At 73.9% G+C, this 21,192-nt stretch carries 17 protein-coding genes; 13 read left to right on the top strand and 4 right to left on the bottom strand.

The genetic code is table 11. The features are described 5' to 3' along the window. Positions 1-24: 24 nt before the first annotated feature. Both OG286_RS03015 and OG286_RS03010 read left to right on the top strand, forming a co-directional pair. The gene (locus tag OG286_RS03015) at positions 25-1,269 is read left to right on the top strand and encodes an FAD-dependent monooxygenase (RefSeq protein ID WP_405364701.1); all 1,245 of its coding nucleotides are present in this window, start codon (positions 25-27) and stop codon (positions 1,267-1,269) included. 234 nt (positions 1,270-1,503) lie between these two features. Then, on the top strand, positions 1,504-2,808 hold the full coding sequence (locus tag OG286_RS03010; protein ID WP_405364699.1) for an aminotransferase class I/II-fold pyridoxal phosphate-dependent enzyme: 1,305 nt from the start codon (positions 1,504-1,506) through the stop codon (positions 2,806-2,808). Positions 2,809-2,862: 54 nt separating this feature from the next. Here OG286_RS03010 and OG286_RS03005 read toward each other — a convergent pair whose 3' ends face one another. Beyond that, positions 2,863-3,255, bottom strand: coding sequence for a TetR family transcriptional regulator C-terminal domain-containing protein (locus OG286_RS03005; RefSeq protein ID WP_405364697.1), 393 nt, complete (start codon positions 3,253-3,255; stop codon positions 2,863-2,865). Between the two features lie 424 nt (positions 3,256-3,679). Here OG286_RS03005 and OG286_RS03000 point away from each other — a divergent pair, with 424 nt between their 5' ends. From OG286_RS03000 to OG286_RS02955, 10 genes are all read left to right on the top strand, one after another. Further along, positions 3,680-6,100, top strand: a complete 2,421-nt coding sequence (locus OG286_RS03000) for an FUSC family protein (RefSeq protein WP_405364695.1) — start codon at positions 3,680-3,682, stop codon at positions 6,098-6,100. Positions 6,101-6,385: 285 nt separating this feature from the next. Then, positions 6,386-7,786 carry a cytochrome P450 gene (locus OG286_RS02995; RefSeq protein WP_396320453.1) on the top strand — a complete coding sequence of 467 codons (1,401 nt, stop codon included), beginning with the start codon at positions 6,386-6,388 and terminating at the stop codon, positions 7,784-7,786. Positions 7,787-7,977: 191 nt separating this feature from the next. Then, positions 7,978-8,223, top strand: coding sequence for a hypothetical protein (locus tag OG286_RS02990; protein WP_396320452.1), 246 nt, complete (start codon positions 7,978-7,980; stop codon positions 8,221-8,223). Between the two features lie 71 nt (positions 8,224-8,294). Next, on the top strand, positions 8,295-9,146 hold the full coding sequence (locus tag OG286_RS02985) for a DUF692 family multinuclear iron-containing protein (RefSeq protein WP_396320451.1): 852 nt from the start codon (positions 8,295-8,297) through the stop codon (positions 9,144-9,146). Next, the gene (locus tag OG286_RS02980; RefSeq protein WP_396320450.1) at positions 9,143-10,027 is read left to right on the top strand and encodes a hypothetical protein; all 885 of its coding nucleotides are present in this window, start codon (positions 9,143-9,145) and stop codon (positions 10,025-10,027) included. The genes OG286_RS02985 and OG286_RS02980 overlap by 4 nt, the downstream gene beginning before the upstream one ends. Further along, a complete protein-coding gene (locus OG286_RS02975; RefSeq protein WP_396320449.1) occupies positions 10,018-11,988 on the top strand; it encodes a B12-binding domain-containing radical SAM protein in 1,971 nt (656 codons plus the stop codon). The genes OG286_RS02980 and OG286_RS02975 overlap by 10 nt, the downstream gene beginning before the upstream one ends. Next, complete coding sequence (locus OG286_RS02970; protein WP_396320448.1) at positions 11,981-12,961, top strand: methyltransferase domain-containing protein; 981 nt, start codon at positions 11,981-11,983, stop codon at positions 12,959-12,961. Before OG286_RS02975 ends, OG286_RS02970 begins: the two co-directional genes overlap by 8 nt. Positions 12,962-13,217: 256 nt before the next feature. Then, positions 13,218-13,961 (top strand): hypothetical protein, encoded by a 744-nt coding sequence (locus tag OG286_RS02965; RefSeq protein ID WP_396320447.1) that lies wholly within the window; start codon positions 13,218-13,220, stop codon positions 13,959-13,961. After that, a complete protein-coding gene (locus OG286_RS02960; RefSeq protein WP_396320446.1) occupies positions 13,958-15,250 on the top strand; it encodes a hypothetical protein in 1,293 nt (430 codons plus the stop codon). The genes OG286_RS02965 and OG286_RS02960 overlap by 4 nt, the downstream gene beginning before the upstream one ends. Next, positions 15,247-15,975, top strand: coding sequence for an FkbM family methyltransferase (locus OG286_RS02955; protein WP_396320445.1), 729 nt, complete (start codon positions 15,247-15,249; stop codon positions 15,973-15,975). The genes OG286_RS02960 and OG286_RS02955 overlap by 4 nt, the downstream gene beginning before the upstream one ends. 21 nt (positions 15,976-15,996) lie before the next feature. On the opposite strand, the gene OG286_RS02950 is transcribed toward OG286_RS02955, so the two are convergent. Both OG286_RS02950 and OG286_RS02945 read right to left on the bottom strand, forming a co-directional pair. Next, positions 15,997-17,163, bottom strand: coding sequence for a low temperature requirement protein A (locus tag OG286_RS02950; RefSeq protein ID WP_396320444.1), 1,167 nt, complete (start codon positions 17,161-17,163; stop codon positions 15,997-15,999). Positions 17,164-17,352: 189 nt separating this feature from the next. Next, on the bottom strand, positions 17,353-17,862 hold the full coding sequence (locus tag OG286_RS02945) for a nuclear transport factor 2 family protein (RefSeq protein WP_396320443.1): 510 nt from the start codon (positions 17,860-17,862) through the stop codon (positions 17,353-17,355). A 123-nt stretch (positions 17,863-17,985) separates the two neighbouring features. Here OG286_RS02945 and OG286_RS02940 point away from each other — a divergent pair, with 123 nt between their 5' ends. Further along, complete coding sequence (locus tag OG286_RS02940) at positions 17,986-18,885, top strand: LysR family transcriptional regulator (RefSeq protein ID WP_396320442.1); 900 nt, start codon at positions 17,986-17,988, stop codon at positions 18,883-18,885. 84 nt (positions 18,886-18,969) lie between these two features. On the opposite strand, the gene helR is transcribed toward OG286_RS02940, so the two are convergent. Then, positions 18,970-21,132 (bottom strand): RNA polymerase recycling motor ATPase HelR, encoded by a 2,163-nt coding sequence (gene helR, locus OG286_RS02935; protein ID WP_396320441.1) that lies wholly within the window; start codon positions 21,130-21,132, stop codon positions 18,970-18,972. Between the last annotated feature and the right edge of the window lie 60 nt (positions 21,133-21,192).

Raw genomic sequence — 21,192 nt, 5'->3', positions numbered from 1 at the left:
GCACCCCCGGGCAGGCTCACCACCATGAAGAACCGCAACGTACTGATCTCCGGCGCCTCCGTCGCCGGCCCCGTCCTCGCCTACTGGCTCCACCGCCACGGCTTCAACCCCGTCATCGTGGAGCGCGCTCCCGCGCTGCGCGACGGCGGCTACGCCGTCGACTTCCGCGGCGAGGCGCACCTGTCGATCCTGCGCCGGATGGGCATCCTGGCCGAGCTCGAGAGCGCCCGTACCGGCACGGGCTCGATGTCCTACGTCAACAGCGCCGGAAAGCCGCAGGCCAAGCTGCCCGCCGACCTGTTCGCCGGGGATCTCGAGATCCTCCGCGGAGACCTCGCGCGCATCCTGTACGACGCCACCAAGGACCACACCGAGTACCTCTTCGGAGACTCCGTCACCTCGCTCACCGAGGACGCCGACGGTGTGACCGTCACCTTCGAGCGTGCCGCCCCCCGCAGGTTCGACCTGGTGATCGGCGCCGACGGGCTGCACTCCAACACCCGCCGCCTGGCCTTCGGCCCCGAGGAGGAGTTCGTCAGGCACCTCGGCGTCTACTGCGCGATCTTCACCACCGACAACCACCTCGGCCTCGACCACACCGGGCACGCCTACCGCACCGCCGGCAAGCTCGTCGCGATGTACAGCGCGCGCGACAACGCCGAGGCCAAGGCCGTCTTCTACTTCGGCTCGCCGCAGCTGGGGCTGGACCGCCGGGACGTGGTGCGCCAGCAGGCCGTCCTCGCCGAGCACTTCACCGGCAGCGGCTGGCAGAGCGACCGGCTGCTGCACGACATGCGGTACGCGCCCGACTTCTACTTCGACTCCGTCGGGCAGGTGCACATGGACGCCTGGACGCGTGGCCGGGTCGCCCTGGTCGGCGACGCCGCCTACTGCCCCTCCTCCCTGTCCGGCATGGGCTCGGGGCTCGCCCTGGTCGGCGCGTACGTCCTCGCCGGGGAACTGGCCGCCGCCGACGGCGACCACCGCGTCGCCTACGCCCGCTACCAGGAGCAGGTGCGCGCCTACGCGACCGGCTGCCAGAAGATGGGTGACGGCGTCGCCAAGCTCATGGTCCCGGACAGCCGCCTGATGGCCTCCGTGCTCAACCGCTACTACAAGGTCATGCCCTACCTGCCGGGCAAGAACATGGCCGCCAAGATCGCCCGCAAGGCCGCCGAGAACATCACGCTCCAGGACTACCCGGTCGGACTGCCGGGATCCTTTACGCGGCGGGGCACGGCAGTCGGCCAGGACCTGGGGCTTGTCTGACAAGCTCCGGCGGCGGCGGGCTCGGCCGGGTCCCTTCGAGGGCTCCGGCCGCCGCCCGGCCCCCGGGGGCATGGGCGGTTGAGGGTCTGGCGGTTCCGCGCCCGAGGGCGTCCCCGCTGCCGGGGACGCGCGGGAGGGGCGCGCCGCCGGCTTTTCCCGGCTCCCCGTAACTTCTGCGTGCGCGCACCGTTCATCCCATAGTCCGACCGACTTATGGGCTGAGGGGAATCCGCCGTGGCCACCGTGCCGTACCAGACGTCCGCCGACACCGCCGAGAGGCTGATCGCCGAGGCGATGAAGCAGGGCACCAGCCATCTGACGACCGGGCTGGACGCGCCACCGGGCACCCACCTGCGGATCGGGGGCAGGGATCTGGTCAACTTCGGTACCTGTGGCTACCTCTCCCTCGAACAGGACGAGCGCATCCAGCGTGGCGCCGTCGACGCGATCAAGCGCTTCGGCGTCCAGTTCTCGGTCTCGCGGTCGTACGTGGCGTCCGGACTGAACCTCGAACTCGAAGAGCTGCTGCGGGAGATGTACGCCGGTCACCCCGTGCTCGTGTACTCCTCGACGTCGCTGTGCCACATCTCCGTGCTGCCGGCCCTGCTCGGGGCCGGCGACATCGCCGTGCTGGACCAGCAGGTCCACTTCAGCGTCCAGACGGCCGCCCAACTCGTGCGGCAGCAGGGGGTCGAGCTCGCGATGGTGCGGCACGGCGACCTGGGCGCGCTGGAGCGGCGGCTGCGGCGCGCGGAGGCCACCGGCGAGAGGGTCTGGTACCTGATCGACGGCGTGTACTCGATGTTCGGTGATGTCGCGCCGGTCGAGGACCTCGTCCGGCTGATGGCGGCGTACCCCTCGCTGCACCTCTACGTGGACGACGCGCACGGCATGAGCTGGTACGGGCGGCACGGCGCGGGCTACGTCTTCGAGAAGCTCGGCCGGCGCCTCGGCGAGCGCGTGGTGCTGGTCACAACGCTCGCCAAGGGGTTCGGGACCATCGGCGGCGTGGCCGTGTTTCCCACCGAGCAGGCCTTCGAGAAGGTCCGGATCAACGGGGGGCCACTGATGTACTCCCACCCGTTGCCGCCCCCGATGCTCGGGGCGGCGATCGCCTCCGCGCGGATCCATCTCTCCGCCCGGATCGAGGCCGTCCAGGCGGACCTGGCGCAGCGCCGGGACTACTGCAACGAGCTGCTGGCCGCCGCCGGCCTGCCCGTCGTCTCCGACCCCCGGACGCCGATCTACTTCGTCGGCCTCGGTGAACCGGAGGTGAGCTACGCCATGGTGCGGCGGATGCTCGACGAGGGGTTCTACGTGAACCAGTCCTCCTTCCCCGTCGTCCCACTGAAGAAGTCGGGTCTGCGCTTCACCCTCACGCGGCATGTCGACCGTGACCACATCCGGGGGCTGGTCGAGGCTGTCGCGCACCACCTCCCGCAGGCGCTCGACGAGGCCGGCCGCACCATGGCCGACGTCCGGGCCGCGTTCGGGCCCATGCTGCCCGAGGCCGGCGCGGCCCCGGCGCGGACGGACTAGGGGCGCCCCGGCCCGGGGGGTTGCGGAGCGGGCGGCCGTCGCCCCGCGGCGGCGTCAGGCCCGTTCCGCCGCCAGGAGGGCGGCGGCGATGCGGCGTGCCCGTCGCGCGGGTTCCGTGGTTCCTTCGCGCACGGAGGTGACGATGGCGCCGTCGATGAGGAGGACGAGTTCTTCGGCGAGCGCGGCGTGCTCGCCGTGCCCGGCGTCCGTCAGCAACTGGTCCAGGTAGTCGATGACGGCGGCCTTGTGGGCGGCGGCCACCCGGTGTGCGGCGCTGCTGCGGTCGGCCGCCTCGACCATGGTGTTCACGAAGGCGCAGCCGCGGAAGTCCTGGCGGGCGAAGCGTTCCGCCAGGGCGTCGAAGACGGCGAGCGGGCGCTGCTCGGGTGGCAGTTCGCGGGCCACCTGACGGGTGTCCGGTTCGCGATCGAGGGCGGTTTCGTCCACGTCGCCGTGCCGGGAACGGCGGACATCCAGGTCGTCTCCGCGCCGGCCGTCCGCCTGCTCGGCTACCGCGCCCCGGCACCGGGGGAGAGCTGACGAACGGGCGAGGCCCCCGGCATCCCACCGTCCCGGGGCCGTCCGTACCGAGCGCCCAGGACTCCGCCGGCCCCCTCCCCCCCCGGCAGGGTCTGACAAAGCCCTGCCGGGGCGTCACCACGCCGGTACCCGAGACCCCGCGGCCGTGACATCGCCGTGTCGCCCGGTTGGCGCCGGCCGGCGGGACAGGCTGCCCGCCGGACGGTGCAATGGCAGACGAGGGTGGTCAGGGCCACGCCGAGATCCGGTTGACGCCCCACGGGAGCGAGGTGCGATGCGCCGCTTGCCCGGCCGGCCGGAGCACCCGCGCCGAGCCCGCCCCGATCCGGCGGTGCTACACCGCGCGGTCCGGGTCACCGCGGCCGCGTGCGCCGGCTTCTACACCTTCCGCTACGGCCTCCACCAGCCGGTGACGGCCACGTACGCGCTGTTCGGGGCGGTGGCGGTCGGTGTCCTGGCCCGGGTGGAGGGCGACGCGCGAAGCCGGGCGCGCACGCTGCTGCTGACACTGCCGTTCGCCTGGGTGCTGGTGTGCCTGGGCACCGTCCTGGCCGTGCACACCGGGGCGGCGGCGCTGGGGATGGCGGGCGTGGGCTTCGCGGTGGCCTTCGGCTCGGTGGGCGGGCCGCGCCTGGTCGGGCTGGCGAACGGACTCCAGCTGTTCTACATCCTCCCGTGCTTCCCTCCCTACGCCCCGGACACCCTGCCGCAGCGGCTGACCGGCGTGGCGGCGGGTCTGCTGCTGCTCGCCGCGGCGGAGCGGCTGCTGTGGCCGGAGCCGCCGCCGCCGGACTACCGCGGCCATCTGGCCCGCGCCGCCGAGGCGCTGGCGCGGCTGGCGGACCTGGCCGCCGCCGACTGCGCCGGCCGCCCGCCCACAGCGGCCCCGCGCACGGCGGCCCCGCCCACGGCGCCGTCCGACGGCCGCGCACCGCCGGGCCGGGCCGACGCGCCCCGGACGGCGCCCGGCAACCCGGCCGAGGCGCCGGACGACGCTGCGAACGGCGCGGCGGACGTGCCGGAGCAGGCCCTGGCCCTCCTCGACCAGCTGCGGTTCTCCCGGATCCCGACGATGGAGCGGCCCGCCGGTCCGGGCGCCGTCGATCGCGCCCTCACCCACTGCGCCACCACCCTGCACTACATCGGAGCCGAGTTGCTGCGGGTCCGCCGGCTCGGGCCCGTCGGCGGGCCCTACCCGCAGGCGGCCGTTCTGGTGACGGCCACCGCCGACGCCCTGCGCGCGGCGGCGGCCGGGGTGCGGGCGGGCGGGCCGGTCCCCTCCACCGCGCCGATCGAGGCGCGGATCGCCGCGTTCGAGGCCGCCCGCACCTCACCCGGGCCCGCCCCCGGCTCGGCCCTCGGCCCCGGCCCCGCCCTCGGCCCCGGCCCCGCCCTCGGCCCCGGCCCCGCCCTCGGCCCCGGCCCCGCCCTCGGCCCCGGCCCCGCCCTCGGCCCCGACCCAGGCCGCGACGCGGTGGCAGGTCATGCGCGGACGGCGGCGGCCCGGCTGGGGCTCGGCACGGTCGCCCTGAACGCCGCCGAGGGAGCCCGCTTCCTCACCCTCGCCACCCGCACCGCCCGCCACGCGCCGCCACCGGCCGACGACACGCCTCCCGACCAGCGGCCCGGCCCGTTCTGGTACGCCCACGAGCCGGTCGCGATGCTCTGGTGGCGCCGCATCCGCGGCAACCTGACGACCCGCTCGGTGTACTTCCGCAACGCCCTGCGCACGGCCGGAGCCCTGAGCGCCGCCCGCCTGGTGGTCGGCGCCCTCGACCTCACCCACGGCTTCTGGGTGCTGCTGGCGACCCTCACCCTGATGCGCACCAGTGCCGCCGACACCCGGATGACACTGCGTCCGGCCCTGGTCGGCACGGCGTGCGGCGCCGCCGTGACCGCCGCGGTGCTGCTGGCGGTCGGTGAACACCCGGCCTTCTACGCCGCGGCGCTGCCGCCGGTGATGCTGTTCGCGTTCGCCGTCGGCCCGGTGCTCGGGCTGGCCTGGGCGCAGGGGCTGTTCACCGTCGTGGTGGCCATGGTCTTCACCCAGCTGGCCCCGGCCAGCTGGCGGCTGGCCGAGGCCCGGCTGCTCAACGTGGCCACGGGCGCGGCGATCGGCATCCTCGCCGGGCTCTGCGCCTGGCCCCGCGGCGGTGGCCAGGACCTTCGGCGGCGCACCGCCGAACTGCTCGACCGGAGCGCCGCGGCCCTGTGCGAGACGGTCGCCGTGGTCACCGGGACGGGCCCGGCGCAGGGAGCCCTGGGCCGGGCCCGGCACTCCGCGCTGCTCACCGAGGCGCTGTACGCCCAGTACCGCAGCGAGCGGCACGATCCGGCCGAGGACGGGCCGAACTGGCAGGCCGCCGTGCTCACCGGGCAGCACACCGTTCGGGGCGCCGAGCCGCTGCTGGCCCGAATCCCGCCCGGCACCGCGGCCACCGGCCCGGACGGGGCGGCGAGGCTGGTGGGCCGTGCGGAGCAGGTCGCCGCGGCGTTCCGCCGCCAGGGCACGGCGCTGCTGGAGCGCGGCCCCGCCGGCACCGCCGACCGGGCGCTGGCCGACGCCCGTGCCGCGCTGCGCGACGAGCGCGCGACGGCCACCCGGATGCCCGCCGACCCGGCGTCGCTGCACACCGTCGATGTGACCCTCTGGCTCACCGGGCTGCTCGACGACCTGACCCGGGTGCAGGGCGGCGCCCGCTCGGCCCTCGGTGACACGGACGGACACCGCCCGCAGACCCGGGGACCATGACAGGTCCTTGACGGATCGTCAGATGGACGTCCCGGGGCGGGGGCGCCGTCGGTCCGTCTCGCCCGGCAGGCCGCAGGACTTTCGCGCACGAGGTCGCCGTCGTCCGTACGCGGCTGCCCGTCGCTCGGTCGAGGCCGACGAGCTGGACGGAAGAGCAGCGGCGACGCCGCCGCCGTCGGCGGTGAGCGCCCGCAGGAGGGCGGGTGGCGAGCGGTTGCGGACTCCGGGAGAGGGTCGTCGGCGCGTTGGTCCGGTGCGGCCTGCCGGGGGTGTGAAGCTGTGCCCATGCTCGCTCACCACACCGGTCGGCCCGGCGGGGCGGACTGGCACGCGCTGCTGCTCGCCGATCCGCTGGCGACGCTGATGGCTGCCCGGCGGCGGCACGGCGACCTTGCGGTGCTGACGGACGGGGTGCCGGTGCTCTCCCGGGGGCTGGGTACGGCGGGGTGCGTCGCGGCCTTCGGCGCCGCCAACGTACGCGAAGTCCTGGTGGACGCCGAGACCTTCGGCCGGCCGGCCACCATGGCCGAGCGCGACGGCCTGCCGTCGGTGGTCGGTGCGCTGAGCTCGGGGCTGTTCAGCATGGGCGGCGCCGTCCACCGAGAGCGCCGACGGGCGTTCGGGCCGGTGTTCACCCGGCGGGCCGCCGGCCGGTGTGTCGACCTGGTGGCGGCGGAAACGGCCGCCCTGACCGGGAGTTGGCGGCCGGGCGTCGTCGTGGGGCTCTGTGAGCAGATGAACCGGCTCGCGCGGGCGTTGCTGGGCGGACTGCTGTTCGGTACCACCGCCGAGGTCCGCGGCCTCGGCGACGGCTGTCACCGCTTGCTGGCCCTACGCCGCCGGTACGCCGCAACCGGACCGCCGGACGGCCGACTTCGGTCCGGGCTGCACGCCGAGATCGCCGCCGTGGGCGGCGGCCTCCACACCGCCCTGCGGGCCCGGATCGGCCACCACCGGGCGCCGGGCCGCCCGCCCGGTGAGGCCGGCTGCCTGCTGGCGCGGCTGAGTCTGGTCCGTGACGAGGCCGGACGGCTGCTGCCGGAGGGAGAACTCGCCGCCCACGCCAACGCGTTCTTCCTGGCCGGCAGTGAACCGCTGGCCGCCGCGCTCGTCTGGACGATTCTCCTGCTCACCCAACTCGACGACCTGCGCGGCGAGTTGTGCGAGCGGCTGCGGTCGGGGGAGGGTGCCGACGCCCGGGGGCGGGAGCTGCTCGAAGCCGTGGCCCGGGAGAGCCTTCGTGTTCTGCCGTCGAATGCCGTGATGGTGCGCGTGACCACGCGGGAGGCCCTTCTCGGCGGCCACCGACTCCCACCCCGGTGCGAGGTGCTGGTCTCCCCGTTCGTGGCCCACCGGGCGTTCGTCGGCGACGCGCAGGCGGCCACCTTCGATCCGGGCCGGTGGTGTTCGGTGCGCCCCCCGGCCTTCGACTACCTGCCGTTCGGGGCCGGGGGCCGCTACTGCCTCGGCCGTGATCTGGCCATGACGGCACTGACGGGCACCCTGGCCACGATCCTCCGCCGGTGGGACGTGACCCTGGCCGGGGACCAGGAGATCGACTGGCGGCTGCGCGCCACCCTGGTGCCGGCCGATGAGGTGCGACTGCTGGTCCACGAGCCCGGCCGAGGCCCGGCCGGGGGAGGGCGGGCCGGCGGACCCCTGCGCAAGCTGGTCCGGCTGCCCTGACCCCGCTGCCTTGACGCGCTGCCCTGACCCGCCGTCCGCGCCGTCCCGCTGTCCTGACCTGTACGGCCGGTGCGTTGACCCGTTCGGCCGACCTCGACTTGACGGCTCGTCACTTGTCCTTGACGATGCGTCACTGTTCGTGCACATATGGACAACTCCAGCATTGTTTCTACCTGATTGGGGTGATCTGTATGGCCAATCCGTCGAACGGCGGCAAGTCCTCGGCGCGAGGCCCGACGGTGAACGGACGGGCGGCGGAGCACAGCATCCAGCTGCGGTCCCCGAAGATCGAGCTCGGCTTCGAGCTCACGGAGGAGCGAAAGCAGGCCATCACCACCTGCCTGCGTAACGGCAACCTCCGGATGACCGCCCACAACGCCAGCATCGACATCCTCGACGGCGACATCCGCGCCGAGGACGGCTACATCTGGGACTGACCGTCTCGCCGGTGGCCTCCTCGCGCACAGCGGGGGGAGGCCACCGGCCACACCGGGAGAGCAGGACACGCGTGGAGTACTTCGACCCGGACCGCGCCGGCACCGCCGTCGGGCTGGCCCACAGCCCGTACGTCGCGGAGCTCGTCGAGCGGCTGCCCGGCGCCCTCGACTATGTGGAGATCCCGTTCGAGCAGTTGCGGCACGCCCCCGCCACCGCGGACATCCAGCGGCAGATCCCGCTCGTCCTGCACTGCGCGAGCATGTCGGTCGGCGGCTTCGTCCCGCCGGAGGAGAGCACGCTGGAGGCCATCGAGCAGTGGCGGCAGCGCACGCGCACCCCCTGGATCGGCGAGCACCTCGCCTACATCCGGGCCGAGGCCGCCGGGCCGGGCGCCGAGGGCGCCGACCCCACCTCGCTCAGCTACACGGTCTGCCCGCAGCTGAGCGAACAGACCCTCGAGCAGGTCCTCGACAACCTCAAGCCCCTCCAGGACCGCTACCCCGTGCCGATCATCCTGGAGAACCCGCCCCAGTACTTCCAGGTGCCGGGCAGCACGATGTCGCTGGTCGACTTCACCAGTCGCCTGTGCGAGCGCAACGACCGGCTGGACCTGCTGCTGGACCTCACGCACTTCCTGATCTCCGCCACCAACATGGGCTTCGACGCCGCTCGCGAGCTGGAACGGCTCCCGCTGGAGCGGGTGGTGGAGTTCCACCTCTCCGGGCTGAAGAAGCAGTCCGGGATCGCCTGGGACGACCACGCGCAGCCGGCCCCCGAGCCGGTCTTCGCGCTGCTGGCCCGGGCCGTGCGACGGGCGCGGCCCCGCGCGGTCACCTTCGAGTACAACTGGGCACCGGAAGCACCCGAACTCTCCCTGCTCCAGCAGCAGTTCCGGCGCGTGCGCGACCTGGTGGAGGCGTGAGCGGGGCGAGCGGCGCGGCGGCGGAGCGCGACCACCTGCTCGCGGCGCCCCGCGTCCACGCGTACATCGCCGCGGGGCTCGCGGACCCCGGGATCATCGGCACCTGGCCGGCGGCCGGGGGAGCGGGGCAGGGCGACGATGCGGCGATCACCCGCTCCCTCGACCTGGACGGCCTGCGCAGGTTCGCCGGCTTCGTCACGATGGTGCGCCAGAACCCACTGCGCCCCGTCCTGCCGCTCACCTTCGACGCCCTCGCCCGGGCCGACCTGGAGATCGAGGTGTTCGCCGACTACGCGCCCCACTTCACCCTCCTGGCCCGGCGCGGCGGGCTGGACCTGCGCCGGCGGCTGACCGCCTTCGCCGGGTTCCTGGAGAGCCGGCTCGCCGCCGACGACCCGGCGCACGCCGTGGTGCTGGACGCCCTGGGGCACGAGCTCACCGTCGAGCGGCTGCGCCATGCCGTCGGCGGGCCCTTCGCCGCTCCCGGGGCGCCACGACCGGACTCCGTACCCCGCGTGACCGGCGCGCTCGCGGTCCGGGAGGCGCGCCACCACCCGCGTACGCTCGCCCGGTTGATCGAATCCGGTGCCGTCGAGTCCGCCGTCCGCCGCGGCGAGGACGGCCCCACCCTGCTCTACTGGCGCGACGAGCACACCCACCGGGTGCAGGTCACCGAGATCACGCCGCTCGCCGGCTACCTGCTCGGCCTGGTCGACGGCCACGCCACCGTCGGGGAACTCGCCGACCGGCTGGGCGCGGCCACCGGCGAGCGCTGTGATCCGGCCGGTCTGCTCGCCGTCCTCCAGGGTTTCACCGACCTGCGCCTGCTGACCTTCACCGGCGCGGCCCCACCCCCGATCGGAGAGAGCCCGTGCGCCTGATCCTCGTCGACAACATGGTCCTGCCCGGCCACCACGACCTGGGCGCACTCGACGTCCACCCCCACCTCGGGCTGGTCTCGCTCGCCGCCGTCGCCCGCCGGGCCGGTCACCACGTCACCGTGTACGACCCGAAGCGCCTGGTCCGGTCCGGGCAACTCGACTACGACGCCTCCCTGTACCGGCGGGCGGCCGACGCACTGCTCGCCGGCCGGCCGGACGCCATCGGCTTCACCACGCTCGGCTGCAGCTTCATCTTCGCGCTGCGGGTCGCCGAACACCTCAAGCGCACCGCGCCCGACCTGCCCGTCCTGCTCGGCGGCCCGCACGCGACCATGCTGCACCGGGAGATCCTGGACCGCTTCGCCTGCTTCGACGTCGTCGTGCGCCACGAGGCCGAGGAGACCCTCCCGCTCGTCCTGGAGGCCCTGGAGCACCGCCGGTTCTCCCACATCCCCGGAGTCTCGTGGCGGCCGGCGCCGTTCGCCGCCGAGGTGCGTGCCACCGAGGGGCGCCCGCTCGTCACCGACCTGGACACCCTCCCGCAGCCGGCCTACGACCTGTACCCGGTCGACGAACTCCCTCTGGACTACCTGCGGGTGGAGGCCGGCCGGGGCTGCCCGTTCAGCTGCACCTTCTGCTCGACCGCGACCTTCTTCCAGCGCTCGTACCGGCTGAAGTCCCCGGCCCGACTGGTCGGGGACCTCGACCGGCTCCACCACCGGTACGGCGCACGGGACTTCAAGCTCGAACACGACCTCTTCACGGTCAACCGCCGCAAGGTGCTGGACTTCTGCGACGCCGTCCGCGACCGCGGCTACACCTGGCGCGTCTCCGCCCGGGTCGACTGCGTGGACGCCGAGCTGCTGGACCGGATGGCCGAGGCCGGATGCGTCGCCCTCTACCTGGGCATCGAGACCGGCTCGCCGCGCCTGCAGCAGGTCATCAAGAAGCGGCTGGACCTCGGCCTCCTCGAAGAGGTCCTCGACCACACCGAACGCCTCGGCGTCGCCGCCACGGTCTCCTTCATCACCGGCCACCCCGAGGAGGAACCCGCCGACCAGGACGCCACTCTCGACCTCCTCGGCGACTGCCTGCGCCGGCCGCGGAAGGCCTGCACCACCCAGCTGCACGTCCTGCTGCCCGAACCCGGCACCGCGCAGCACGCCGCGCTCGGCGACCGGGTGCGATACGACGGCTACCGCACCGAGTTCAACGGCTGGCTCCTCGACGAGGCCGACGAGACCTGCGTCCGCGAACACCCGGACCTCTTCCCCACGTACCACTACTACCCGGGCGCGATGCCGCGTGAGCACCACGTCTTCGCCGTCGACCTGCACCGCGCCGTCACGGAACTCGGGCACACCGTCGCCGCCTACCTCCTGCGCCACTTCGACGGCCGGCTGAGCACGTTCACCCGCCGGGCCCTCCAGTGGCACGAACGCACCGGATGGACAGACCCGGTGGACACCGCGTTCGTCCGGGCCTTCGTCGCCGACGCGCTCGGCGCGGGGCACCACACGCACTCGCTCGTCCGGTACGTCCGGGACCTCCGCGCGGCCGGCCGGCCACCCCGGCCCACCGCCCCCGAGGACGACGGACTGCGGTACTCGCTGGCGCCCCGCGCCGTCCTGTTCGACGGGATCCACGACTGCGCCGCACTGCTCGGGTGCATCGCCGCCCTGCCGGCCGGCGGCCCGCCGCTCGGCGAGCACGAGGCGGGCGGAGTCGGCTGCCGCGTGGTGCTCGCCGCGGACGCGGGCTGCCGCGACTACGCGATCGACCCGGCGACCCACGCCGTCCTGAGCCTGTTCCGCGAGCCCCGGACGATGGACGAGGTCCGCACCGCGCTCGGCGAGCTCACCGGCGGCTGGGAGCCCGGGGCGGAGCACCTGCGGCAGCTGGCCGACACCGGGGTCATCGTCCCCTCCGGCCGGCGGGCGGAGGCGGGCGTCCATGGCTGAGCGCCGGACCGCCCTCGATCTGGTCGAGGGGTTCCACCTGGCGCACGCGGTGGCCGCCCTCCACGAGGAGGGCATCCTCGCGGCGCTGGAGCGCCCCGGCCCCGCCGAGCCACTGGCCGAGCGGAGAGGACTCGACGCCGCCTGGCTGCGCATCCTGCTCGACTACACGGCGGCCAACACCGAACTGCTGGAACGCACCCCCGACGGCTACCGGGCCACATCGCAGTACGACGCGCAGGCCCGCGGCCTGCTCGACCAGTACATCGGCGCCTACGGGCCGAACGCACGGCAGCTGCGCACCCTGCTGCGCGAGCCCCGGCACGCCGCCGCCACCGTGGACCGTGCCCGGCACGCGGCCGCCTTCGCCGGACTCGACCGCTCCCCGGCGCTCGGGCTGATGGCCGAGGTCATCGCCCAACTCGGTCTCGGCCGCCTGCTCGACCTCGGCTGCGGGGCGGGCACGCTGCTCCGGGACCTGGCCGGGCGTGACCCGGGCCTCACCGGCTGGGGCGTCGATGCCAACGCCGCCATGTGCGAGGAGGCCCGCCGCCGGCTCGCCGGAGCGGGCCTGGCCGGCCGGGTGACGGTCGTCCACGGCGACTGCTCCCGCCTGGAACAGGTCCTGACGGCCGAGGTCAGGGACCAGGTCGAGACGCTCTCCGCCACCAGCCTGCTCAACGAGTTCTTCGCGGACGGCCCGTCCGCGGCCGTCGCCTGGCTCCGGCGGCTGCGCGAGCTTTTCCCGGGCCGGGCGCTGATCGTGGCGGACTACTACGGCCAGGTCGGCCGCCGGGAGCCGCCGTGGCCGCGCATGCACGCCCTGCACGACGTCGTCCAGGTCATCTCCGGCCAGGGCGTGCCCCCGGGCGACCGCGCCGGCTGGGTGGAGGTCTACGAGGAGGCGGGGTGCGTGCCCGTTCACCTGATCGAGGACGGGCGGAGCACCTTCTTCGTACACATCCTGCGGTTGTGACACCGGCCGCCCGGAGCCGGGCGTCAGAGCCGGTCGTCCAGGACCTGCCGCCCGGAGCCGGTCGTCCAGGACCGCCCGCTCGCCACCGGCGCCCGGCCGTACCCCCGACCGGGCCCGTTCGCCGGAACCTCCGGGGAGTCGCGCGCCGGATCCGCCGCGGCGAAGGGCCCTCCGAGTACGTTCACCCGCGCACCGGCCCGTGCCCCGTGGCAGCCGGCCGGCACCGGCAACCGACCACCAGACAGGCAGGGACACGATGGGGAACACCGAGAACGGGACGCCGACGCTGCGCGAGGCCGCGGTGGCCCGGCGCCTGGACGCGCTCTTCAAGGCGATGTCGACGGACTTCCTGCTGCGCGAGCAGTTCGTCACCGACCCCGCGCAGATCCTCGCGGAGTACGTGCGCGGCTCCAGGCTGACACCGCAGCAGGCGGACACCGCCAACCACTTCATCTACGCGGTCATGTCCAACCCCGACCTCGTCCGCTGGCTCCGCGAACAGATCCTGACGCACCGCCGCGAGGGCCGCCGGCCGGACGGGCTGCTGGTGGACTTCGGCCGTGCGGTGGTCGAACACCGCGCGGAGCACGTCGTCGGAGCGCTGCTGCGCAGCTCCGCCGACCAGGAGCCGATCGTCGGCCTCGACACCTTCGTGCCGTCGGTCCTGGTCGGCAGCCAGGTTTTTCGCGAGCTCGCCACGACCGAGATGTCCACGGGCGCCGACCCGCTGACCGAGCAGAGCGGCACCCACGTGTCGGCCGCCGCCGAGGCCGCCGACCCGCTCACCGAGCAGAGCGGCACCCACATCTCGACGGGCGGCGGGGGGACAGACCCGCTCACCGAACAGAGCGGCACCCACGTCTCGATGCTGGAGGACCTCGGTGACCTGAGTGAGCTCCTCGGGGCCGGGCAGCACTCCGTGGCCCTGGCGGAGCTGATGCGGTTCGCGACCCGGCTCCGTGACCGGGGCCTGCTCGGCCCGGCCGGGGTCAACCGGTGAGCGCTGGACCGACCCCTGCCGCGCAGGCCCGCGACCTGACGGCCGGGCTCGCCCGCAGCGGCCGGATCGACCAGTGCCTCGACCTGTGGCACCGGCCCGACGTCGCCACCCCCGGCAACCTCGCCTGGCTGGACCGGGCGGCCTGGCGCGCACTGGACGCCGGGGACCTCGCCCTCGGCGGCGACTACGGCCGCCTCTTCGCCCACGCCCGCTGGCGCAGCGGCCTCGACCCGCAGGGCCGCCCGACCGCGGGAGGGGAGGGCGCCCTGCCCCCGGTGCCCGTTCCCTACCTGTCCGTCCCCAAGCTGCACCACGACATCGAGCAGTTCCGCCACCTGCGGGAGCGCGGCCTGCTCGGCAGCGGCTTCGACGCCGTCATCGACCGCTACCGGCGGATCGCCGACCGGCTCACCGAGCAGGGGGTTCCCGGCCAGGTGCCGCTGACCGGCGCGGACGAGGAGGCGATCGGGCAGGTCTACAACAGGCTCGTGCACGTGGGCACCGCGCCCCGGCTGGAGCGGGCGCTCTCGGACAGCTGGGACCCCGCCGAGGTGGAGGGCCGCTACCTGGGCGACCAGGCCGGCGTGGTGGTCATCGACGACCTCCTCACCCCGCAGGCGCTGGAGAGCCTGCGGTCCTTCTGCCTGGAGTCGACCGTCTGGTCGGCCAACCGCTACGCGCACGGCCGGCTCGGCGCGTTCTTCCGGGACGGCTTCAACAGTCCGCTGCTGCTGCAGATCGCCCAGGAACTCCGTCATGCGCTGCCGCGCGTCATCGGCGCTCGGTACCCGCTGCGCCAGCTCTGGGCGTTCAAGAACGGTCACGTCCTCCCCCCGGGCGGGAACACCCACGCCGACTTCGCGGCCGTCAACGTCAACTTCTGGATCACCCCGACCGAGGCCAACCTCGACCCCGGCAGCGGCGGGCTCCTGGTGCACCGCGCGGACGCCCCGCCCGACTGGGACTTCGACACCTACAACGGCAGCCCGGACCTCATCTGGTCCTACCTGCGCAGCCGGCACGTCCGCTCGGTCGAGATCCCCTACCGGGCCAACCGGGCCATCGTCTTCAACTCCGACCTCTTCCACGGCACCGCCGGCGTCCGCTTCAAACCCGGTTACGAGAACCGGCGGATCAACATCACCATGCTCTACGGCGAACGCGCCGACGACGTCCACCACCGCAACCCGCAGGCGGACCCGGACATCGGCGCCCGCACGGCTGCGGCGGCCGCCACCGGAGCCTGGCGCTCGGCGGCGTTCGCCCGCGCCCGCGGCGCCCGCAGGTGACCTCGCAGTACGGGCAGGACCGCTTCGTCCTCCGGGCGTTGAACGGCCTGCGCGGCGGCTTCTTCCTCGACTCCGGGGCGTCCGACGGCGTCGAGGTCAGCAACACCCGCGTGCTGGAGCGTGCGTTCGGCTGGACGGGCATCTGCGTCGAGCCGAACGCAGCCCTGTACGCCGAGCTCGTCGCGAACCGGTCCTGCCACTGCGTCAACTGCTGCCTCTACGAGCGGGACGACGACGTCGAGTTCGTCGAGGCCGGGACCATCGGCGGCATCCTCGACGAGTACCACCCGGCCCTGCTCGAGCGGGCCCGCGGCCTCCTCGGCGCGGCCCCCGGCGGGCCACCACCGACCGTCCGCAAGCCCGCCCGCACCGTCCGCTCGGTGCTGCGCGAGTACGGCGCGCCGCCCGTCATCGACTACTGGAGCCTCGACACCGAGGGCTCGGAGCTCACGATCCTGCGCAGCTTCCCCTTCGACGAGTACACCGTGCGGGTCCTGACCGTCGAGCACAACTGGTCGCCCGCCCGCGCGGTCCTGCGGCGGTTCCTCGAAGCCCGGGGCTTCCGCTGGGCCGCGGCGCTCGGCTGCGACGACTGCTACGTGAGCGGGGCGGTGGCCGGCGCCGGCCCGGGCGCCGGCCTCGGGCCGGACAGGGCGGGGGGCGGTCTCTTCGGCGAGCGGGCCGTCGGCCATGCCTGGCGGAGCTCGGTCTGGCACCGCCGCTGACGCTCCGGAGCAGGAGGCCGCCTACGAGGCGGCCCCTCCGGCGTCCGCCCGTCGGGCGGCGCTGCGGTGCTTGGCGAGCTTGGCCAGCGCGAACACCACCATGGCGGCGCAGCCCACGGCAGCCCACGCCGGCAGGAACACCGACGCGGGAACCAGACCTGCCGAGGTGAGCAGCAGACACGGCAGGTACCAGCCGAGAACGGTACGCAGGGCATCCCCGTACCGCAGCGAGATGGCGGCGTTGGCGGAGTAGAAGGCGAGGATGCCGCCGCACAGCGCCCACCGGGAGCCGGGCGGCAGCGGATGGTCGGGCTCGGCCACCGCGGTGCCGAGGGCGGCGGCGATCACGGTGATACCGGAGACCAGAACGAACGGCAGGTACATCACGGTGTCGCGGATGGCGCGGTCCGACCCGCCCGCCTGCGCCCGCAGGAGCCCGCGAGCGGCCTCCGTGGTGCCCCAGACGAAGAAGATCATCGCGAGCTCGGCCACCACCACGAAACCGAGCAGCGCGGCGGTGCCGGACGGGCCGGTGAAATGGTCCGCGAGGGTGACGACGACGGTGAAGACGCTCTCCCCGAGCACGATGACGACGAACAGTCCGATCCGCTCGACCAGGTGCTCGGTGGACAGCCGGGCGTAGAACTCCGTGGTGATGCCGGCGCGGATCACCAACAGCGTCACCTCCAGCACGACAGCCGCGATCCAGAGCACGAACCTCCCCGGGTTCGGCACCGCGGCCGAGACCGCCCAGAGCACGGCCGGCGTCAGGCAGTAGAGCACCGGCCGCCAGCGCGGCAGCGGACTGCCGGGCTGCCGCGCCCGGCCGAACCAGATGCCGAAGAACGCGAGCCGCACCCATGCCGCCCCCAGTGCGTACGCCCACGCCCGGTCTCCCAGCCCGTCCGGCGCCGCGGCTGCCATCAGCCCGAGGGCGGGCATCGCGGCCAGCAGGAGTGCCTGGCTGCCGGGACGGTCGGAGCCGAACACGTTGATCGTGACCGTCAGGTTGGCCCAGGCCCACCAGGCCGGGAAGAACAGCACCAGAAAGGTGCCGAACTGCTTCGCTCCGGGATCGCCGTGCAGGTCGTGCGCCAGAACGCTCACGGTGACGACGAACACCAGGTCGAAGAAGAGCTCGAACCAGCCCGCCCGCTGCTCCTCCGGCACCGCCTCTTGTGCCACCACCCCACCACTGTGCCCGCCCGCCGGCGTCCGCCGGCGGAGGGCGCGCCGTCGGGCCGGGGCACCGACCGGCCCACGACCACCTGAACGGGGAGACGGGACTGCCCGGCCGGCGGGGGCGGGGCGAGCGTGGGAGCCAAGGCGCATCCCCGGCACACAGGCCGGCTACCCCCGCCTCCGGCCGCGCTGCCGTCAGGCGCCGAAGACGGCGACGGGGTCGCCGGTGAACCAGGTGTTGTCGATGCGCATCCGGCGGATGAGCCAGCGGCTGCCGTCGCGTACCAGGTCCACGGTGTAGGGGTTCTTGAGCAGGGCGTGCGTGCCCGGGTCGGCCGTGAGCAGGTGCTGGGCCTCGACGAGCGCGGTGAGGCGGGCGGTGTCCCCGTCGACGGTGATCCGCGGGTTGGTGACCTGGTGGGTGGTGTCCACGCGGCCGGTGAACATGGCGAGGATGGCGTCGACGATGGTGTCCCGGCCGCTCATCAGCGGCGGCTTGCCGCCCCAGCGTGCGGCGGCCGGGCGGAAGTCGAGCTCCGCGTCGGCGGTGAAGGCCGAGGCGAACAGCTCGCGGTCCTTGAGGTCCTGGCCGAGGCCGAACCGGTAGAGGGCGTCGGTGATTTCGGCGCGGTCGCGCAGTTCGGCGACCACCGCGGCGGTGTCGGCGGGCTGCGCGGCCAGGGCGTGGTGGGCGGTGGTGTCCATTGTGGCCTCCGGTGAGTGACTGACGTCGTGTTCGACGTCACCCACTCTGGCGCAGTGATCACTGGCGACCAACGGCCGTGTGCGCAATGATCGTGAACCCAGGCTTAACGGCAGGAGGGGCGCGTGATCGAGCGGCACGAGGTGGAGGCGTTCCTGGCGCTCGCGGAGGAGCTGCACTTCGGCCGCACCGCCGAGCGGCTGCACGTGTCCACCGCCCGCGTCAGCCAGACCATCCGCAAGCTGGAGCGGAGGGTGGGTGTGCCGCTGTTCCGCCGCACCAGCCGCCGTGTCGAACTCACCTCCACGGGCACGCAGTTGCAGGAGGAGCTGCGCCCCGCCTGGGCGGGAGTGCGGACGGCGGTGGAGCGGGCGGTCGAGGCGGGACGAGGCGTGTCCGGCACCCTGCACGTCACCTTCGTCAGCGCGGCCGGCGCGCAACTCCTGGCCGGCGTGACCAAGCTGTTCCGCGAGCGGGTCCCCGACTGCGAGGTGCGCATCCGGGAGGTGCAGGCGGGGCAGTTGCTGCACTGGCTGCACTCCGGCGAGGTGGACCTCGCGCTGAGCGCCCTCCCCGTCGGCGAACCCGGCATCGCCCATGGCCCGGTCCTGGTGCGCGAGGCGTGGATGCTCGCCGTCTCCACGGACCACCCCTTCGCCCGTCGCAGCAGCGTCCCGGTCGACGACCTGGCCCGCGTCCGCCTGGTGCACCTGCCGGATCACGCTGCCGTACCGTCACTGCAGTCGGGCCGGTCGCCGGCCGTCGCACGCAGCGTCATGCCCGTCACTCCCGGCCCGGCAGCCGGGACGTTCCAGGAGGCACTCACACTCGTCGGAGCCGGGCAGGGGGCCCTGGCCGTCGGCGCGCACACCAGGCGCTACTACGCACGCCCCGACGTCGCCTACGTACCGATCAGTGACGCCCCGCCGCTGGAGTGGGGCCTGATCTGGCCGGCGGACCGCGGTACCGCCCGTGTCCGGGCGTTCGCCGAAGCCGCGGTCGACCTGGTCGACGGGCACGGCTGAGGGCCGGGCCCGTCGTGGTGGCGGACTCCGTCGGCGGTGGTCCCCGTGATCGTCGGAGCGGCGATCACGGGGACCTCGCCGGGCTCAGGAACCGGTGAGGACGACGAGCCGCTGGGTCGCCCGGGTCATCGCGACATAGCGGTCGACCGCTCCTTCGATGCCCTCGCCGAACGTCTCCGGGTCGATGATGACGACCAGGTCGAACTCGAGCCCCTTCGACAGCTCGGGCGTCAGCGACCGGACCCGGGGCGACGCCCGGAACGCGCCGTCGTCGAGGTCACCGGCGGCGATGACGCAGGCGACCCCCTCGGCATGCGCATCGAGCCAGGTGCCGAGGACCGAGTCCAGATCGGCGACGGACCCGTGCACCACGGGGATGCCGCTGCTGCGGATGGAGGTCGGCACGTTGGCGTCCGGGAGCGCGGCCCGGATGACCGGCTCGGCCTCCGCCATGACCTCCTCCGGCGTCCGGTAGTTGACGCTCAGGGAGGAGATGGTGATCCGGTCGAGCCCGACCCGTTCGAGCCGTTCCTGCCACGACTCCGTGAACCCGTGCCTGGCCTGGGCGCGGTCCCCGACGATGGTGAAGCTCCGCGACGGGCAGCGGAGCAGCAGCATCTGCCACTCGGCGTCGGTCAGCTCCTGCGCCTCGTCCACGACGATGTGCGCGAACGGGCCGGCGAGCCGGTCCGGATCGGCGGCGGGCAGGGCGGTCTCGTCGATCAGGGTGTCCTGGAGGTCCTGCCCGCGCAGCATCGTCACCGCGCCCTCGCCGTCGTCGTCGGCCTCCAGCAGACCGGAGATGACGTCGGCCCGGCGCGCACGTTCGGCGGCGACGGCGGCCTCGTGGCGACGCTTGCGGACCGACGCCTCGGCGTCGCCGAGCCGCTGCCGTGCCGCGTCCAGGAGCGGCAGGTCGGACACCGTCCAGGCCTGGGCGTCCTTGCGCTGCAGCGCGCGGATCTCGTCGCGGCTGAGCCAGGGCGCGCACTTGCGCAGGTAGGCGGGGACCGTCCAGAGGTCTCCGACGAGGTCGGTCGCCTCCAGCATCGGCCAGGCGCGGTTGAGGGCCTTGATGAAGTCCCGGTCCTGCAGCAGGGACCTGCGGAGCAGCTCGGGGGAGGCGTCGCTGTCGTCCTTCTCCATCAGGATCGTCAGCAGCTCCTCGCGGATCTGGTCGCGGGCCTCGTTGTGCGGGGTGCCGGGTTCGACCGCTTCGAACGCGGTCGCCCAGTCGTCGGCGGACAGCCAGAGGTCCGACCAGTGGCTCGAGACGGTCATCCCCTCGGTGGGCGGCTCCTCGTAGATGCCGACGGCCGGCTCGATGGCCTTCACCATGTCCGCGGACGACTTCAGGCGGGCCACCTCCGGGTCGGTCTCGACCGGTGCCTTGGCGCCCTCGGCGACGAGCTCGCGCACGGTGCAGGTCTGCACGCCCTCCTCCCCGAGGCTGGGCAGGACGTCGGCGACGTAGGCCAGGTAGGGCTGGTGCGGACCGACGAACAGGACCCCGCCCCGACGGTGACCGAGACGGGGGTCGGAGTAGAGGAGGTGGGCGGAGCGGTGCAGGGCGACGACGGTCTTGCCCGTACCCGGACCGCCGTCGACGACGAGAGCGCCGCGGGAGCCCGCGCGGATGATCGCGTCCTGGTCGGCCTGGATGGTGGCGAGCACGTCCCGCATCCGGGACGACCGGTTGGCGCCCAGGCTGGCGATGAACGCGGACTGGTCGTCGAGCGCGGCGTGCCCCTCCAGCCCGTCGGCGGTGAACACCTCGTCCCAGTAGTCGCTGATCCGGCCGCGGGTCCAGCGGTACCGGCGGCGGCTCACCAGACCCATCGGGTTGGCGTGGGTCGCCGCGAAGAACGGCTCGGCCGCGGGGGAGCGCCAGTCGAGCAGCAGCCGGCGGCCGTCGCTGTCGGTGAGGCCGAGCCGTCCGATGTAGACGGGCTCGGAGTCGTCCGCACCGACGACGTGCCCGAGACACAGGTCCAGGCCGAAGCGACGCAGGGCGCGCAGGCGGCCGGACAGCCGGTGGATCTCCGTGTCCCGGTCCATCGCCTCCCGGCCGATGCCGCCGGGCGTCCTGCGTACCTCGTCGAGGCGGTCGGACAGTTCGGCGATCGCCTGCTCCAGGCTCTCCTCGATCGCCGCGAAGTGCTGCTCGTCGGCGGAGATCAGCGCAGGGGCGGCCTTGGCGGAGAGACGGTCGGGCAGGTCGAACGCGCTGGTGGTCAGAGGGTCCATGTCAGCAGCTCCGATGCGAGGTCGTTCCCGCGAAGTCCGGTTGCGCGCACTCCCGCATCT

It is taken from the genome of Kitasatospora sp. NBC_00039 (assembly GCF_045160625.1).
GTDB lineage: Bacteria > Actinomycetota > Actinomycetes > Streptomycetales > Streptomycetaceae > Kitasatospora.
Note: the sequence above shows the minus strand (reverse complement) of the source record. Positions and strands in the feature narration are given on the sequence as shown.